Source organism: Arthrobacter sp. A5 (assembly GCF_051131705.1).
GTDB lineage: Bacteria > Actinomycetota > Actinomycetes > Actinomycetales > Micrococcaceae > Arthrobacter_M.
Genome location: NZ_CP180316.1, coordinates 2,205,348 through 2,221,423, shown reverse-complemented (window position 1 = coordinate 2,221,423; position 16,076 = coordinate 2,205,348). Strand labels below are relative to the sequence as shown.

At 63.6% G+C, this 16,076-nt stretch carries 19 protein-coding genes and 1 pseudogene; 12 read left to right on the top strand and 8 right to left on the bottom strand.

What is annotated here, in order from left to right; genetic code table 11:
* Positions 1 to 20: 20 nt before the first annotated feature.
* The 4 genes from ACLLJI_RS10400 (at position 21) to ACLLJI_RS10385 (ending at position 2,558) form a co-directional block, all read left to right on the top strand.
* Positions 21 to 455 (top strand): VOC family protein, encoded by a 435-nt coding sequence (locus ACLLJI_RS10400; protein WP_434612072.1) that lies wholly within the window; start codon positions 21 to 23, stop codon positions 453 to 455.
* 5 nt (positions 456 to 460) lie between these two features.
* Positions 461 to 1,102 carry a winged helix-turn-helix transcriptional regulator gene (locus ACLLJI_RS10395; RefSeq protein WP_434612070.1) on the top strand — a complete coding sequence of 214 codons (642 nt, stop codon included), beginning with the start codon at positions 461 to 463 and terminating at the stop codon, positions 1,100 to 1,102.
* Between the two features lie 40 nt (positions 1,103 to 1,142).
* Complete coding sequence (locus tag ACLLJI_RS10390; RefSeq protein WP_434612068.1) at positions 1,143 to 1,748, top strand: dihydrofolate reductase family protein; 606 nt, start codon at positions 1,143 to 1,145, stop codon at positions 1,746 to 1,748.
* A gap of 147 nt (positions 1,749 to 1,895) precedes the next feature.
* Positions 1,896 to 2,558, top strand: a complete 663-nt coding sequence (locus ACLLJI_RS10385; RefSeq protein WP_434612066.1) for a hypothetical protein — start codon at positions 1,896 to 1,898, stop codon at positions 2,556 to 2,558.
* Here the strand turns inward: ACLLJI_RS10385 and ACLLJI_RS10380 are convergent.
* Positions 2,528 to 3,070 (bottom strand): hypothetical protein, encoded by a 543-nt coding sequence (locus tag ACLLJI_RS10380; RefSeq protein ID WP_434612064.1) that lies wholly within the window; start codon positions 3,068 to 3,070, stop codon positions 2,528 to 2,530. The two genes, ACLLJI_RS10385 and ACLLJI_RS10380, sit on opposite strands and share 31 nt — an antisense overlap.
* Between ACLLJI_RS10380 and ACLLJI_RS10375 the strand changes: the two genes are divergently transcribed.
* Complete coding sequence (locus tag ACLLJI_RS10375; RefSeq protein WP_434612061.1) at positions 3,063 to 3,218, top strand: hypothetical protein; 156 nt, start codon at positions 3,063 to 3,065, stop codon at positions 3,216 to 3,218. The two genes, ACLLJI_RS10380 and ACLLJI_RS10375, sit on opposite strands and share 8 nt — an antisense overlap.
* Positions 3,219 to 3,968: 750 nt before the next feature.
* Here the strand turns inward: ACLLJI_RS10375 and ACLLJI_RS10370 are convergent.
* Entirely contained in the window at positions 3,969 to 4,253 is a 285-nt protein-coding gene (locus tag ACLLJI_RS10370) for a helix-turn-helix domain-containing protein (RefSeq protein ID WP_434612059.1), read from the bottom strand.
* On the bottom strand, positions 4,250 to 4,756 hold the full coding sequence (locus tag ACLLJI_RS10365) for a tyrosine-type recombinase/integrase (protein WP_434612056.1): 507 nt from the start codon (positions 4,754 to 4,756) through the stop codon (positions 4,250 to 4,252). The genes ACLLJI_RS10370 and ACLLJI_RS10365 overlap by 4 nt, the downstream gene beginning before the upstream one ends.
* Here ACLLJI_RS10365 and ACLLJI_RS10360 point away from each other — a divergent pair.
* Complete coding sequence (locus ACLLJI_RS10360; RefSeq protein WP_434612054.1) at positions 4,728 to 5,216, top strand: hypothetical protein; 489 nt, start codon at positions 4,728 to 4,730, stop codon at positions 5,214 to 5,216. The two genes, ACLLJI_RS10365 and ACLLJI_RS10360, sit on opposite strands and share 29 nt — an antisense overlap.
* A 101-nt stretch (positions 5,217 to 5,317) precedes the next feature.
* Here the strand turns inward: ACLLJI_RS10360 and ACLLJI_RS10355 are convergent.
* Positions 5,318 to 6,399 (bottom strand): annotated as a pseudogene (locus tag ACLLJI_RS10355) (IS630 family transposase).
* Positions 6,400 to 6,925: 526 nt separating this feature from the next.
* On the opposite strand from ACLLJI_RS10355, the gene ACLLJI_RS10350 reads away from it, so the two are divergent.
* The 5 genes from ACLLJI_RS10350 to ACLLJI_RS10330 all read left to right on the top strand — a co-directional run bounded on the left by ACLLJI_RS10350 (position 6,926) and on the right by ACLLJI_RS10330 (position 10,541).
* Positions 6,926 to 7,165: a hypothetical protein gene (locus tag ACLLJI_RS10350; protein WP_434612051.1), complete on the top strand. Its 240-nt coding sequence runs from the start codon at positions 6,926 to 6,928 to the stop codon at positions 7,163 to 7,165.
* Positions 7,166 to 7,192: 27 nt separating this feature from the next.
* A complete protein-coding gene (locus ACLLJI_RS10345) occupies positions 7,193 to 7,867 on the top strand; it encodes a hypothetical protein (protein ID WP_434612048.1) in 675 nt (224 codons plus the stop codon).
* Positions 7,839 to 8,927 carry a Fis family transcriptional regulator gene (locus tag ACLLJI_RS10340; RefSeq protein WP_434612045.1) on the top strand — a complete coding sequence of 363 codons (1,089 nt, stop codon included), beginning with the start codon at positions 7,839 to 7,841 and terminating at the stop codon, positions 8,925 to 8,927. Before ACLLJI_RS10345 ends, ACLLJI_RS10340 begins: the two co-directional genes overlap by 29 nt.
* On the top strand, positions 8,924 to 9,313 hold the full coding sequence (locus ACLLJI_RS10335) for a hypothetical protein (RefSeq protein ID WP_434612043.1): 390 nt from the start codon (positions 8,924 to 8,926) through the stop codon (positions 9,311 to 9,313). The genes ACLLJI_RS10340 and ACLLJI_RS10335 overlap by 4 nt, the downstream gene beginning before the upstream one ends.
* A gap of 958 nt (positions 9,314 to 10,271) precedes the next feature.
* Positions 10,272 to 10,541, top strand: a complete 270-nt coding sequence (locus ACLLJI_RS10330) for a hypothetical protein (protein ID WP_434612040.1) — start codon at positions 10,272 to 10,274, stop codon at positions 10,539 to 10,541.
* Between the two features lie 147 nt (positions 10,542 to 10,688).
* On the opposite strand, the gene ACLLJI_RS10325 is transcribed toward ACLLJI_RS10330, so the two are convergent.
* The 4 genes from ACLLJI_RS10325 to ACLLJI_RS10310 all read right to left on the bottom strand — a co-directional run bounded on the left by ACLLJI_RS10325 (position 10,689) and on the right by ACLLJI_RS10310 (position 14,651).
* Positions 10,689 to 11,204, bottom strand: coding sequence for a putative immunity protein (locus ACLLJI_RS10325; protein ID WP_434612037.1), 516 nt, complete (start codon positions 11,202 to 11,204; stop codon positions 10,689 to 10,691).
* Positions 11,205 to 11,407: 203 nt separating this feature from the next.
* Entirely contained in the window at positions 11,408 to 13,798 is a 2,391-nt protein-coding gene (locus tag ACLLJI_RS10320; RefSeq protein ID WP_434612035.1) for an ATP-binding cassette domain-containing protein, read from the bottom strand.
* A 257-nt stretch (positions 13,799 to 14,055) separates the two neighbouring features.
* Positions 14,056 to 14,412 carry a VOC family protein gene (locus ACLLJI_RS10315; RefSeq protein ID WP_434612033.1) on the bottom strand — a complete coding sequence of 119 codons (357 nt, stop codon included), beginning with the start codon at positions 14,410 to 14,412 and terminating at the stop codon, positions 14,056 to 14,058.
* A gap of 113 nt (positions 14,413 to 14,525) precedes the next feature.
* Complete coding sequence (locus ACLLJI_RS10310) at positions 14,526 to 14,651, bottom strand: hypothetical protein (protein ID WP_434612031.1); 126 nt, start codon at positions 14,649 to 14,651, stop codon at positions 14,526 to 14,528.
* 751 nt (positions 14,652 to 15,402) lie between these two features.
* Here ACLLJI_RS10310 and ACLLJI_RS10305 point away from each other — a divergent pair.
* Positions 15,403 to 15,927 (top strand): GNAT family N-acetyltransferase, encoded by a 525-nt coding sequence (locus tag ACLLJI_RS10305; RefSeq protein WP_434612028.1) that lies wholly within the window; start codon positions 15,403 to 15,405, stop codon positions 15,925 to 15,927.
* Positions 15,928 to 16,076 lie beyond the last annotated feature (149 nt).

Below are 16,076 nucleotides of genomic sequence, written 5' to 3'. Positions count from 1 at the left end.
AACCAACGAGGGAGACCACAATGACCGCGATGTTCGTCAACCTGCCGGTGACCGACCTGGAGCGCGCGAAGGCGTTCTACACGGCGATCGGCTTTACCATCAACCCGAAGTTCACCGATCACAACGCGGCCTGCGTCATCGTCGAGGAGGACCACAGCTACTTCATGATCCTGGTCCGCGAGTTCTTCCAGACCTTCACCGACCTCCCGATCGGCGACCCGGCTGTGAGCCCGTCGGTGGCGACCGCGATCTTCCTCGACGATCGGGAGGCCGTCGACAAGACAATTGCCGCCGGTGTCGCAGCGGGCGGCGCCGAACCGCACCCCGCGTCGGACTACGGTTTCATGTACCAGCGCACGCTCACCGACCCCGACGGCAACATCGTCGAGTTCGGCTGGATGGACCCGGTTGCGGCCGAGCAGGGCCCCGAGGCCTACGCGAACCAGCAGGACTGAGCTCGATGGCTGCTCGCGAGTACGGACAGTATTGCGGCGTCACGCGAGCCCTGGAGCTCGTGGGCGAACGCTGGTCAATGCTCATCGTCCGCGACCTACTCGTCGGGCCGCGCCGCTATGGAGAGCTCGCCGCTGGCCTGCCGCGAATCCCGAGCAACATCCTGGCGACGCGGCTCAAGGATCTGCAGGCGGCCGGCGTCCTCCGCCGGGTGCCGCACTCGCGCGTCATCGTCTACGAACTGACGCCCTACGGCCGCGAGCTCGAGCCGGTCGTGCTCGCGCTCGGCGCCTGGGGCTTCAAGGCGATGGGCGATCCGCGCCAGGAGCAGATCATCACCCCCGACTCGATGACGATGGCGCTCCGCACGGCCTTCCGGCCGCAGGTCGCGGCGAGCCTGCCGGCGACCGCCTACGCAGCGCGCTTCGGCCCCGCCGAGCTGCTCATCCGGGTGGACGGCTCCACGCTCGACGTGGCACGCGGCGACGGGCCGGTCGACCTCGCCTTCGCCGCTGGGCCGGCCATCCGGCGGCTCATCTCCGGCGAGCTCACCCCGGATCGTGCGATCGCGACCGGCGTGGTCGAGGTGCTGCGCGGGCGCGGCGACTTCCTCGACCGTTTCGCGAACACGTTCCACCTGGCCGCCTAATCCAAGAACGGCCCCACAACTACCAAAGGACATGCCTCACATGCGAAAGCTCATACTGAAAATGTCGATGTCACTGGATGGTTTCGTCGGCGGACCGAACGGCGAGATGGATTGGACGCTTCGCTCGCGGAGCGAAGACGGTGCAGCCTGGGTCTTGGAGACTCTCCAGCAGGCGGGCCTGCACGCCATGGGCAGCCACTTTTACAACGAAGTGGCGAGCTACTGGCCCACCTCGACGGACCCGATGGCAGCGCCGATGAACGACATCCCGAAGGTAGTCTTCACGCGGCAAAAGTCGTTCGACCTCCATGCAGGGCAGGGCGGAGTGCCAGCGCAGGAGCCGTCTCACGGCGCAGCCAGTTGGGCGTCGGCCAGGATCGCAAATGGAGACCTCGCGGAGGAGATGCAGCGCCTGAAGCAGGAGCCCGGCAACTACATCCTCGCCCAGGGAGGAGCGGACTTCGCCCGCAGCCTGGTAGAACTCGGCCTGCTCGACGAATACCGCCTCGTGATTCATCCGGTCGCGCTCGGCTCCGGTCTTCCACTCTTCTCCGACCTGCAACAGCCAATGGACCTCGAACTCATCAGCACCACCCAGTTTCGGGCAGGCGCCATGGCACAGGTCTATCGTCCCGTCAGCGCGTAGCAGGGAGTGTTTTCACACCCGCAATGGACCTGCAGGCAGGTAAGAAAGAACTGGTGGCTGACGCCGCGGTGCGGGGGTGCACCTCTCGTAATCGCGGAGCCCGAGACCGCCGACCTTGGACTGGCGAACCAGCGACTCGACTCTGGTTTGGCGGGCATCGACGATGAGGTCTTACGGGTCTACGAAAAGGTGCTTCCCAAGTCTGAGTACACGGTCCTTCTCATCGACCTGGCACCGCGTTTGGTGGAGCCGGGAGATGCTTCGGACTACTTCGCCCATGAGCAGGTGACTACGTGGGGCGTCGACCCGGTCGTTGGAGCTGCCGAAAACCCCGGCACCCCCTACTACAGGACGTTCGAAACTCCGGTGGGGAGGAAGCAACACCTCTACGAGTTCATCGTGCCGATGGTCCCGCCGGCGCGGAACGACACTGATCGGGTCGATGAGTACTCCGCCGACACGCGGGGCGAACCAGCGACAGCGGTCGCCTCTTCGCTTCTGGACCTGTTGCAACCGGCAATGGATGAGGGCGAGGACTACTACGAGCACTGGGTTCTTACTCACTTCCTGCTCGATGGGCACCACAAGATCGAGGCGGCGGCGCGTGCGGGACGGCCGCTTCGCCTTCTATCTCTCGTCGACGAGCGCATCAGCATCGCAGAGGCCGACGACCTCGCGGCTATGGTTCACGCTCGCTCGCAGCCAGAGGGACGAGAAGCGCTGGCCGCTGACGACGCACGTCAGGGACGAGCGCTAATCGGCAGGAGAGCGCGACACGATCAGGGAGATCTGAGGGACAGGCCCGCGTAGCGTGCCCATGGTTCTGCTGCTTTGTCGGCGTGGAGGAATGCGACTTTGGGGCTGTAGCCGAGCGCTTCAGCGACGAGTGATGGTGGGACTTCGAGTACGAGTTCGCCGATTGCGCGGTTGCGCGCGCCGAGGAGATTCACGCCGAGCTCGCGGAGCCGGTCCATCACTGTGTTCGGATGCAGGTGCCGGCCGGCGAGGGTACTGGGGAATAGCCAAGGGCTGTCAGGGCCAGCGCCGGTGCGGAGGTTGGGGCGGTTGGTCACGTGTCTGCGGAGGAGCTGAGCGAACGGCTCGGGCACCCCGGTCGGCCGTTGGCCGAGTGTGATGCTCATGCCGGCGGGTTTGTCGTCGACGAAGCTCATCTCGAGGGTGACGACTTTGACGAGCGGTTGGGCGTAGAGCAGTAGAAGAATGCCGGCAACGCGGTAGGGGAGTGATTCACTTGCGCCGTTGAGTAGCTCTCGGATCCACGCCATCCGCTGGTCCTGCGTCAGCGACGGGCTCGTGCGCACTGCTCTGTGCTGCACGGCCACGCTGGTGTTGAGCCGGGTCCTTTTGGCGACGACGAAGAAGGTGCGGATTGCCGTTCTGGTCGTCGGCCCGGTGGCGAGCCACTCGTCGACGTCGGGTTGGGTGCACGTGGCCGCAGTCCGGTGGTAGGTCTCGTGGAGCCATACGAGGAACTTGATGGTCTCGGTGATCTCCTGCTTGGCCGAGTGAACTGGCCCATGCGTCGCTTCGCCGGCAACAGATTTTGCCCGAATGCGACGGAGGTGATGCCAGGTGGCGAAGTGCAGGACGGGCTGGCGTACTTCGTCGGGCAGCCCCTCGAGTTTCGCGGGGATCCAGTTCTCGAACCGGCCAGGTGCGGGTCGCGGGGAGGCAGGTATCCGTGGTGTTGCAGCAGGGCACGTAGATGTTCCGCCGGCTTCCCGGGATGGCCGTCGAGGCCGTCGCGGGTCAGCGGGACGCTTCCGTCGCCGAGCCCGCGCAGGAGGGCTTGGACTTTGGGGGAGCGCTTCCAGGTGATGATTGATTCTGGTCGATCTGAGGCGCAGAGGACGCCGATCAGCCCGATGAGTGCTGGCACGGTCGGGACACCACCGACGAGGTCGTTCAGGTCGTCGCGCAGCGCGCATCTGGCGCAGAGTTTGCCTCGGTGGTGGCCGGGTTCGTCGCCGCATCGTTCGCAATGAAAGCCGACCGGTATGCCGGCGCACGTTCCGCACACGGGCAGCCAGTCGGCATTGCGTGGGCCCGGTAGAAGTCGGTCCTGAAGGCACTCTGGGCAGGGTCCGCGCGTGTGAATTGCGTCGAACCAGCAGGTGAAGCAAATCCGCCCCTCTGGCCATCGAGCCGCGAGGCGGGGGATGGGACGGCCGCAGCGCCCGCATGGATCGTCGCGTGTGGTCACGCGAGCGGACGTAACGCGCGGTCGTCCACGCTGGGTCGAGCGAGGGGAGAGGCAGTCACGGTCAGCAGGTCATCGGGGCCGCAGTCGAAGATGTCGCAGATCGCGGCGACGACTTGCAGCGAGACCCGCTCAGGGCGTTGGTTGACCAGGCGGTAGACCTGCGGTCTGGACAGGTTGATGTCTCGTTCGGCCAGCAGGGGAATCAGGCCGGTGGTGTTGTGTAGGCCGCGTGCGGCCATGAGCTCGGCCAGACGCCAGGTGTATTCGACTTTGCGCCTCATCGTGTTCCGTCCTTGTTGCTGCGGGCCAGTGCCTCGGTAACCGTACGGTCCAGAGCTGCTCGAAGCGTGGACCGACGGAACTCATCGGAGACGAACTGGTAGATCCCCGTGGTGGAGGCGTACTCGTGGCCCATCTGATCTTGGACGAACCGCGGGTCCCAGCCTGCTTCCAATAGGTGAGTGGCGTACGAGCGGCGAAACGAATGGATGTCCAGGCCGTCGGGGAAGCCGAGCTCGTTGCAGTAGCGCCGCAGCCGACGCAGGAGCGTTGACTCGACGACAAGCCCGCCACGTTCGCTGGGGAAAAGGTCCAGGCCAGTCCTCGATGATGTCTGGCGTCCAACGCCACACCGTGAGCACGCTGCGGCCCTTGTAGGGGGAGGAACGTCTGGACTTGCCGTACCGGACCTTGCAGACACCGAAGGAGCCGAACTCGCGCGCGTGCGGATTGCGGGCGAAGTCGACTGTCTGCAGATGGCGAAGCTCGTTGAACCGAAGCCCATAACCGTAGGCGACCTTCATCATGACCGCGTCGCGGTAGGCGGCCTGCCAGCCCTTGCGGCTGGACTTCCCGGTGCGCTCAACTTCCATGTCGGCGTGCTCGAACAACGCGTCGAGCTCTTCGCGTGTGTAGGGACGTTTGGACGGACGGCCGTCGTATGCCTGGACATGGGGAGCGGTATTCCAGTCGAAGAACACCTGAGCCGGGTGGGTGCCGAAGTATTGCTCACAGACTCGGTCCCAGCCATAGTCCGGGTTGCTGATGTAGCTATTGAACGCACGCAGCGCGGAGTGGTAGCCGCGCAGCGTCGAGTGCGCGACGTGTTTGACCGTACGCAGATCGGCCGAGAACTCCTCGACCATCGTCGGCGTCCAGTTCCACGGGTCCTCGTTGACGTGATCGATGAAGCGGTGCACGTGGCGCAGACGCTGCTCGATGGTGGCGAACTGCAAGTTGCGTGACAGTTGCTGGTTGCGCCAGCCGTCGAGCATCATCTGGAGCACCTGCTCGTCGGGGCGAAGTACGGGCAACGATTGCACCAGGTGCACCCGTCCAGAGCCGTCTAGTGTTCCGTGTTAATGGTTTGTTTGCGTTTCATCTTGCCCAGGAGATACTCCGCTGACTTGGTCCAGGTGAATGGTTTGGCGTCCTGGTTGTAGTTCTCGATGTAGCGTTCCATGGTTTCCTCCAGCTCTTTCACGGAGCTGAATGCTCCGCGTTTGAGGCACTGGCGGGTGATGATCCCGAAGAAGATCTCCACCATGTTCAGCCAGGAACAGCTGGTCGGGGTGAAATGCAGGCTCACGCGCGGGTTTTCGGCCAGCCAGTCCTTCACGTTCTGGTGCTTATGGGTCGCATAGTTGTCGCAGATGACATGCAGCTCAACCCCGGGGTGGGCGTGGGCGACCCGGCCCAGGAAATCGACGAACTCGATGTTGGTGTGCTTTGGGTAGAAGGCGTTCGCGCTGAGTTTGCCGGTGAGAACCTCCAAGGCGGCGAACAAGGTGGTGGTGCCGTTGCGCTTGTAGTCGTGCGTCTGCTGCAGCGGGTGGGTCGGGACAGCGGCTGGTCCGGGCCGGTGCGGGACGGTGCCTGGATTTGGGTCTTCTCATCAATGCTCACCACCACCGCGTTTTCCGGCGGGGACATGTACAGGCCCACCACGTCCCGGAGCTTGGACTCCAGGGCCGGGTCGGTGGAGAATTTAAACGTCTCGATCCGATGCGGCTGGATCTTCCAACGGCGCCAGATTCGGGCCACGGACGAAAAAGAGATTCCGTGGCGTTCGGCCATGATGCGCGCGGACCAGTGCGAGATCCCCAGCTCCGCCGGCGGGTTCCCGTCATTGGTCAGGGTGTCGGCAATCAGGGCGAGTTCGTCGATCTCCCGCTCCCGGCCCGGGCGCTGGACATCGGACAGGGCCTCGATCCCGCCCTCGGCATAGCGGTTGCGCCACTTCAAAACCGTGGGCGCCGAAAACCCGGTGATCTTCTCAATCTGGACATTCGGCATCCCGTCAGCAGCCAACAAAACCGTGCGCGCCCGCAACGCCAACGTCGCAGTGGAAGAATTCCCACGAGTCAACGCTTCCAGGGCGCCCCGGTCCCCGTCGCGCAACTGAAGTGCCTTTGCCAGATAAACCATGGATCAAGTCTGACAAACAATCAGACCCAAAGGAATCAACGACACGCTACACTAGCTGCATCGAAACCTCCGCAAATCGTGCTACATCCAGTGATTCAATGATGCATCTGATGAATCCTCGCGTTCGTCTATACAGGTCAGCGGCATGTCGCGCCCCAGCCTTTTCGCTGTCTTTGAGGCTTTGGCGAGCTCAGGACCAAGTCCCGAAGCGTGACCTGCAGGGGTATTCGTGCAGGCCAAGGACCCTTTCGGTAGCGCCACAGGGGAGCAACGCTGACCATCACCGATGATTCATCCAATGCAATACGCAGAGTACTTTACATAATGTGGATTATCGGCTCTAAAGGCCAACGAGTAGAAACAGATGCAAGAACACGTTGCACAGGCCGATTCGACCATCACTGCAGGTCAGGATGGAGATCTGCAGGAGCCTAGCGATTTGCTTCACCATGACTATTGCCAGGCTCGCGCTGGTCAGCATACGTTTCACTCATTAGATGATTGATTCCTCTGCTGGATGGTTGTCATGGATCGTGTTCCTGGGTTCGTTCCACAGGTCTTGCTGGTGGGCGACGTTTCGTTGCTGCGGGCCGATCAACAGGTGTTTGACGCGATGCTGAGTGGTTGGCGTGCGCAAATGTTGGCGCGTGGGCTGACGACGGCGACGATCGCCTCGAGGTGCCGGCTGATTGAGCGTTTCCAAGCTTTTACGAATGAGTATCCGTGGGTCTGGCGGCCGTTGGATGTCGACGAATTCTTGGCATAGCGGCGGTCTGGTGAGAAGGCGATCAGCTTGTCGACGTTGCGCGGTTACAGCAATGCCATTTCGGTGTTCTGTTCCTATATCGGCGACTCGCGTTATGGGTGGGTGCCGTTTTGCGAACGCACCTTCGGCGACGTACCTTCGCAAGTTTGCTTTGAGTGGAATACCCCTCGCCACACCACCGATGACGCGGTTTCGCCATCACGGCGGGCGTTCACCGAGGCCGAGTTGCAGCACTTGTTCGACGTGGTCGATGACTTCGTCGATGAGCAGCATCGTCGTGGTTCGAAACGTTGGCTTCCTGCTCTTCGCGACTCAATCGCCTTCAAGGTCGGCTACGCCTATGGGCTGCGCCGGCGCGAGTTGACGGTGCTTGATACGACCGACTTCGGCCCCAATCCTCACGTTGCGGCTTACGGCAACTTTGGTGCGGTGACGGTGCGGTGGGCCAAGGGCACGAAGGGATCGGGTCCGCGACGTCGCACGGTTCTGACCAGTCCGGAGTTCGAATGGGTCGTCGACCTTTTGCAGTTCTGGTGTTCGCCGAACGGTCGGGGCAGGTTCGCGACCGCCGATCGCTCCAATGTTCTCTGGCCTACTGAGCGGCGTGAGCGGGTCAACTTGCAACGCCTTGTGAGTCGTGGTGATCCAATCGCGAAGCGGGTTCGTTTGGTCCGTGACGACACCGACGAGCCCGATGGCTAGACCCTGCCATCCTGGCGACCCTGTCCGGTGGCCAGAGGGATGTGATCGCTGCTATGGGCGCTATGAAGTCGTCACAGTCTGGCAGAGCCGTGGGATCTGTGGATATTGCTACCAGGCCGCGAAACGCATCACCGGCATCTGTGCCTGCGGCCATGAAGGGGTCCTGCCGGGCATCATCGACAACCGGCCGGCTTGTCGGACCTGCTCGAACATCAAGCTGAACGTCGACTGCAAGAGTTGTGGCGCCGAGGCCGAGCTCTACAGCGGCGGCCGTTGCCAACGATGTGTCCTGGCCGACACGATCGACAGGCTCCTGACCAACCCCGACACCGGACACATGGTGCCCGAGCTAGTCCCAGTGGCCGAGGCATTGAAGACAATGAAACGTCCGAACAGTGGCCTGACATGGATCCGGCAGCCCCACGTGGACGCCTTCCTCGCCGACCTCGCCCAACACCCAGTCATCTCCCATCGCCTCCTCGATGAACTGCCGCCGAGCAGAACCCTGGATTTCGTGCGTGGACTCCTGGTCGAGCACGGCGCGCTCCCCCGCCGCGACGAGCGATTGGCTCGATATGAGCGTTGGGCGCTCACGGCGCAAGCTCGAGTCGTTGTTCCCGAGCACCGTGACGTTATTGCCCGGTTCATCCGTTGGGGCATGCTGCGCCGGATGCGAATAATGGAGTCAGTGCCAAACGGGACATTCCTGCGGTCCAAGCAAACCGTGACCGTCGGGATTGACTTCTGCAACTGGCTCACCACACATGGCGCCACACTCGCGGAGCTGAATCAGTCGCATATGGATGCCTGGCAGGCTGAAGGGCCGACTACCCGCGGGTTCGTGAGCCGCTTCATCAGCTGGACCGCCAAAGCCAAAATCACCACTGAAGGAATCACGGTGATACCTCACCGGCGAGGCACGAGCCCCCGACTGCCCGCCGCAGAACAACGTGAGGCGATCGACCGTGTTGTCCACCACGATGACTTCAGCCCACGAGACCGGCTCGCCGCCATCCTCATTCTCGTTTCGGTCAGAACATCGAGACCGTCGCTACCTTGACCTGGGAGAAGATCACCGTCGCCGAGGAGCAGGTCACGATCGATCTAGCCGGCTTCTCGATCCATCTGGAAGCTCCACTCGACAAGCCTGTCAGAGCGCTTGCCGTCGCTCCCCTGCACACGCAGACGGCGGCGCATCCGAACTCGCCCTGGGTGTTCCGCGGAATGAAGCCCGGGCAGCACGTCGATCCCGCTCACCTCCGGCAGCGGCTCAAGCCAGTGTTCTCGACCCTGGCCGCAAGGATGGGCACGCTGCACGAACTTACCCGCATCGCGCCGGTCGCGATCATCGCTGACGTTCTTGGATATAACCCTCAAACCATCGAGCAGCATTCGCATTCGTCGGCAAGCTCCTACGCCCAATATGTCGCGTCCAATCGAACGTGACACGTTCTTCCGCCAATAGAATGGGAAGTGGCAGGCCGTTCGGAAAGCGGGACCAAACCTTCTCGGATACCAAGGTTTCCGAAGTCGGCGATGGGGCGCTTTGAGACGTATTCGGCTCCATACTTGCAAGAGTTTCTTTCTCTCGGAAGCCGGGTGAATCAATGTCGATTCGCGGCAAAACGGTCGGAGGGATCGTTTGCTTAGTGGCCATGCTGTCAGCAGCAGTTGGCTGTTCCTCTGAAACTGATCGCGGCCAGACGAATCCTCAGACTTCCAAGACCGCCCCTCGTCACAGTCAGAGAACTTTGCCCACAACCGAGAAGTGCGTGGGCAAACAAACAGCGGTACCCTGTGGTCGCTGTTCTATCACTGCAAGGTCGGGAAGAGCGTGAAGACACTGTGGCGAATGTCGGGATCTGGAGATTTGACGATTCGAGCGACAGGCCCTCAGGGCCAAAATCTCCAACCAGACTGGGGCCCCGAAGCCCATTCGGGCAGTAGCTGGAAGCGACCTGGAGACGAATGGGGTGTTGGATGGACCGTTCCGAGTGCCGGAGTCTGGACTTTCTTGGCAACACGAACTGACGGCGATACTCGTTGCTCATCAACACGTCGCTCTGCCAGTTAAACCACGGGGGTTCCGTCTGATGCGAGAACTCTCGTGTCGGGAAGAATCTGGCGTTTGGGCAGGTCGGCAGCAGGTGTGGGCCATCATAGGGATCTCGCTCCGCCAAGTCGTTTTGGGGAGCAGCCCTGCGCGACATCCTCGAATTCACCCCGAACGACCTCTTCGAGCCCTACGTCGAGATGCGCGTCGCCGCGACGGCGAAAGCACCAAGACGCAGCGAAGACCTCGGCGTCCAGCCCGGCAACCCCATCGCCGAGCGCATCCGGCTCGTCGCTGACGACGAAGACGAGTAACCGGCGTGACGAGACCCCGCAAGGCCGCGGCGAGCTGGTGTTGCTCGCCGATCAAGACCGATCCCGATGGAACACCGCGCAGATCGCCGCTGGACGCGCTGAGCTCGACAGCGCGCTCGCTCTGGGCGGCCACGGGCCCTACGTGCTACAGGCCGCCGTCACCTCATTGCATGCAGAAACGCCCTGCGACTGGGTACAGCTCGCGGCGCTGTACGGCGAGCTGGCGCACCTGACCGGCTCTCCGGTCGTCGAGCTGAACCGCGGGCCGCACCGATTCCTCCGCGGTCACTCAGCCGGGATCGCGTAAAGAGCACGCCGATGGTGCTCACCGTGAGTCGGTCGTGTCGCTGCGTGGCCGACCCGGCGCTGGCCGAGGGAGGTCGCGATCGCTACACCCGCCCCATCGATTTCCGTGCCTATCGGCGTTAACCCACGGGAGTTGCATCAGATGCGCTCAGCAGTCAAACACCGACCAGCAGATGTCGTTCCGCAATTGCTGGTCGTCAAGTACGAGCTCGCGAATCGCCTCCGGGAGCTGGTCGCGCTGCCACCGGCACTCGAGTTGCCCTGCGGACTCTGCCTCGCCGTCCTGCGCGGCAGCACGTGCGGCCTTGATCGCATAGGCAGCCGCACCGAGGTCGTGTGCGGCGACGTGCGCGACGACCGCGGTCTGGCCAGCAGCGTACGCGGCATACCGTGCTGCCCCACGCAGGTCTCTGGCCGCGCCCATTGCATGGCCGCCCGCCGTGCGAGCCTCGGTCATCTTGACCTCGCCACCCACCCAGGCGCGCGCATGCTCGATCGCCTGACGCGGTCGCGGATCCTCAGGCCGAGCCGACTCGAAGAGGTGAAGGACGTGCTCCGCGCACGAGGCCGCCCAAAGAGCGAGGAACTGGTGGTCCGAATCAGTGAGGGTCCCACCGCGGCGGATCGTCACCAAGCGCGGGTCTCGGACCTTCGGGAGGATCATGGTTGGCCTCCTTCTGCCTGCATCCGTCACACACCCTACAGCGGCGCACGCCCCGACCGGGGCGAAGCGGTCTACCTAACCTACTCCCGACTCATGAACTCCCGTTCCTGCGAGTTTTCCGTGTTGAGTCTCATCTGGCCTTAGGGTCGGTCTCTCAGTGAGGATCTCCACGCAACTCCGTCGTGTCCGGTACCGCGGGACTTTCAGCTGCCCACGTAGGCCGCGAGATGCTTACCCGTCAGGGTTGACTTGGCTGCCACAAGCCCGGCCGGGGTGCCCTCGAAAACGATCCGGCCGCCGTCGTGCCCGGCGCCGGGGCCGATGTCAATGATCCAGTCTGCATGCGCCATGACCGCCTGGTGGTGCTCGACGACGATGACCGACTTGCCGGAGTCAACGAGCCGGTCGATCAGGCCGAGAAGGTTCTCAACGTCGGCAAGGTGGAGGCCGGCGGTCGGCTCGTCAAGCACGTAGACCCCACCCTTCTCCCCCAGGTGCGTGGCCAGCTTGATCCGCTGCCGCTCGCCGCCGGACAGCGTGGTGAGCGGCTGGCCGAGGGTCAGGTAGCCGAGCCCTACGTCGGCGAGCCGTTGGAGGATCTTGTGGGCGGCCGGAAGCAACGCCTCGCCGTCGCGGAAGAACTCCTCGGCCTCGGCCACCGGCATCGCGAGCACCTCACTGATGTCCTTGCCGCCGAGCCGGTACTCCAGCACCGACGCCTGAAACCGCTTCCCGTCGCAGACCTCGCAGGTGGCGGCGACGCCGGCCATCATCGCCAGGTCCGTGTAGATGACACCGGCACCGTTGCAGTTCGGACAGGCGCCCTCGGAGTTGGCGCTGAACAGCGCCGGCTTCACGCCGTTCTCCTTCGCGAACGCCTTGCGGATCGGGTCCAGGAGCCCGGTATACGTCGCCGGGTTGCTCCGCCGCGAACCGCGGATCGCACCCTGATCGACCGTTACCACGCCGTCCCGTCCGGAGACCGAGCCGCGGATCAGCGAGCTCTTGCCCGAGCCCGCCACCCCGGTGATGACGATAAGGACCCCGAGCGGAATGTCGACGTCGACGTCCCGCAGGTTGTGCATGTCGGCCCCGCGGACCTCCAGGGCCTCCGACGAGGTCCGGACCTCGTCCTTGACGGCAGCCCGGTCGTCGAGGTGCCGGCCGGTGATCGTGTCGGAAGTCCGCAACCCTTCGACGGTCCCCTCGAACATCACCTCGCCGCCGTCGGTCCCTGCTTTCGGGCCGAGGTCGACGACGTGATCGGCAATCGCGATCATCTCCGGTTTGTGCTCCACGACAAGCACCGTGTTGCCCTTGTCGCGCAATTGCAGCAGCAGGTCGTTCATCCGTGCAATGTCGTGCGGGTGGAGCCCGATGGTCGGCTCGTCAAAAACGTATGTGACGTCGGTGAGTGAAGAGCCGAGGTGGCGGATCATCTTGGTCCGCTGCGATTCGCCGCCGGAGAGCGTGCCCGACGGGCGGTCGAGGCTAAGGTAACCGAGGCCGATCTCCACGAACGAGTCGAGGGAGTCCCCTAACGCCGAAAGCAACGGTGCAACCGACGGTTCATCCAATTGGCGCACCCAGCCGGCGAGGTCGCTGATCTGCATAGCGCAGGCGTCTGCGATGTTGAGCCCGTTGATCTTCGAGTTTCGGGCGGGCTCGGCCAGCCTCGTCCCGCCGCACTCGGGACAGGAGGTGAACGTGACGGCTCGCTCCACGAAGGCGCGGATGTGTGGCTGCATCGCGTCGACGTCCTTGGCCAGGAACGACTTCTGCATTTTCGGGATCAGCCCCTCGTACGTCAGGTTGATGCCCTCGACCTTGATCTTAGTGGGCTCGCGGTAGAGCAGGTCGTTCAGCTCTTTCTTCGTGAACTTGCCGATCTTTTTGTCCATGTCAAAGTAGCCGGAGCCGCTGAAGATGCGGCCGTACCAGCCGTCCATGCTGTAGCCGGGGATCATGAGCGCACCCTCGGCCAGCGACTTGCTGTCGTCGTACAGCGCCGTGAGGATAAAATCGGTGACCGAGCCGCGGCCCTCGCAGCGCGGGCACATGCCGCCGGTGACGTTGAAGCTGCGCCGCTCCTTCACGGTTTTCCCGCCGCGCTCGAACGAGACGGCGCCCGCTCCGCTGACCGAGGGGACGTTGAAGGAGTACGCCTGGGGCGAGCCGATGTGCGGCTGTGCCAGCCGGCTGAAGACGATCCGCAGCATGGCGTTCGCGTCCGTGACGGTGCCGACCGTGGAGCGGGGGTTGGCGCCCATTCGCTCCTGGTCGACCAGAATAGCCGTCGTCAGGCCCTCCAGTACGTCGACCTCGGGCCGCGCGAGTGTCGGCATGAAGCCCTGCACGAACGCGCTGTAGGTCTCATTGATCATCCGCTGCGACTCCGCGGCGATCGTGCCGAAGACCAGCGAGCTCTTGCCCGAGCCGGAGACGCCGGTGAACACCGTCAGCCTGCGCTTCGGGATCTCGACGCTGATGTCCTTGAGGTTGTTTACGCGTGCGCCCTGCACCCGGATCAGATCGTGGTTGTCGGCAACGTGCGACGCAGGCGGCTGCGTGTCCGTCCTCGTGGCCATGCTCATCGTGTCTCTTTTCTGTTAGGCGCGGCCGGCTTCGCGGTCTCCGTCGGCGTCGCCTGATTCTATCCAACCAGCTTCGAGCGGAACGTCTGGTTCTCCTTGGCTTCGGCCCGTGGAGCCTCGGGGCCCCGGCCACGCAGCGCGCCCGGCCGAGGCGTCGGACCAACCAGCGGCCGTCGCGCATCGGTTCGCGGTCAGGCGGTCCGTCGGCCTCCTGCCGGACGGTGCCGACGACGCTGAGCGCAAGAGCGGGGAGGTGCTCACCGATCCTGAAGCAGCCCAAGGACGTTGCCGTCGGGGTCGGTGACGGTGGCCACCAGGCGGCCGCCACCGACGTCGTGTGCGGGCTCCTTCACGGTGGCACCCGCGGCGGTCACCTCGGCCAGCTTGCCCTCGATATCCGGCACGTGCCAGTAGGCCTCCGGTGAGGTCATGCCCTGCGGTCCACCGCCCGGCACCAGCCCGATGTGCTGGCCCGCGGCCTCGAAGCCGACGTAGTAGGACTCGTCGGTCTGCGGCGGTACGCCGAGCAGTGCGGTGTACACCGCCTTGGCAGCTGCCAGGTCGGACACGGGATGCAGCACGGTCTTGATGCCCTGAGTGGAAGAGTCGGTCATGATCACTCCTGAAGTCGTGGGTCTGGTCGGGATTCTGGCTTATAGGCGACCGGGAAGTGCGGAAATCGACAGCCCGATCGCCCCGGATGGCGATTTCGCGTTGGCCGTTCGTCCTAACCCGGCCCAGCCTGCAAGAGAAGGAGGACCACCGGGACCACCTCCGGGCGGTCGGGATAGAAGGCCTGGGAGGCGTCCGGGGCGTGCTGCGGGATGAACGTCGAGTGAGTGGTGATGTCCATGCTGGTCATGCTAGCAGCGGCCCGTTGGCCCGCGCTTCTCGATTCCCGATCAGTCTAGTCACCTGTTCCGCCGCGCACGACGGCGTCCACGCCGTCGCGCGCGACGCGTGGCTCCGGTAGGTGCTGGGCGACATGCCGACCAGCTCGATGAAGCGACTGCTGGAGGTGCCCAGCGACGAGCAACGGACCGTGAAACAGACTTCGGTGAGCTGAGGTTGCCCCGATGCAGCAGCGCCATCGCGCGGGACGCGGCGCAGCCACGCGAGGTCGCGCGGGTGCTGCGCCGAGGCGGGTCTGCTGGTCACATGTGAGGCCATATTTGCGCCGGAAGCCAGGCGTACTCGACATCATTGAACAAGTCACCTCAGCGGATTTGTATGGCTTGTACGATCCATGCGATTTATTCCAAAGTCTAGTTTCGTACACCTGAACGCCATTCCGATCTATGAGGCACGAAAGCACTTGGCGACCATCGTGGACAACGCGCATCATGTTCGCGGGCCCACGTTCCTGATCAGGCGCGGATTCGAATTGGTGGTTGATGCTCTCGAATTTTGAGCGCCTCCGCGGGGCGGCCGAGGAACTGGATGACGTCCGCGCCGTTGAGACGGCCTGGGACGAAGCCGAAAGAACCGTGCAAACTCAGATTCCGCGGGAGCACATATCCTAGTCAGCCGGTGGTTGCATGCAGCCAACCATAAGCCAGCGCCACGAGGATTCCTGTACAGGTCTGTTATGGAATCATGGTCGAGTGAATGTCACTCGTCTGATAACGCTCGACGACGCTCCGGCGATGGCGGATTTGCTCCGCCTGAATCAAGCCTTCCTTGCTCCGTGGAAGCCCCTGCGGGACGCCAGCTACTTCACGGTAGACGGCCAATGTGATGAAATCCGCGCCGCGCTGGAGCGACATGAGAACGGCTCCGCACTTCCGCACGTCATCATTGATGAATCCGACCGCCCGGTCGGGCGCATCACGCTCAACGGCATTGTCCGAGGTCCGTTTCTGTCGTGCAGCATGGGCTACTGGGTCAGCGCCGCGGAGAACGGTCGCGGCTATGCCACAAATGCCGTCCGGACCATCCTGCGGGTGGCCTTCGAGGAGCTGCGGCTGCACCGCGTGCAGGCGGAAACCCTGCTGCACAATGCCGCGTCGCAGCGTGTGCTGGAACGCAATGGTTTCGCCCTATACGGCCTGGCCCCGACATACCTCAAGATTGCGGGTATATGGCAGGACTGCGCCATGTACCAGGTGGTGAGTTCATTGCCGGTCTGAAACGAGACTGGTTCAGTGAACCGCCGGTCCGGAGGGCATGCAAAGCGAAATACTGTGAAGACTCTCCGCGGAGAAGGCGCCGTGTCTCGTCTTGTGCCGGGCAGGACAGGGTTTGTGGGAATCGGCGCCCACAGATTCAAATCACTGAT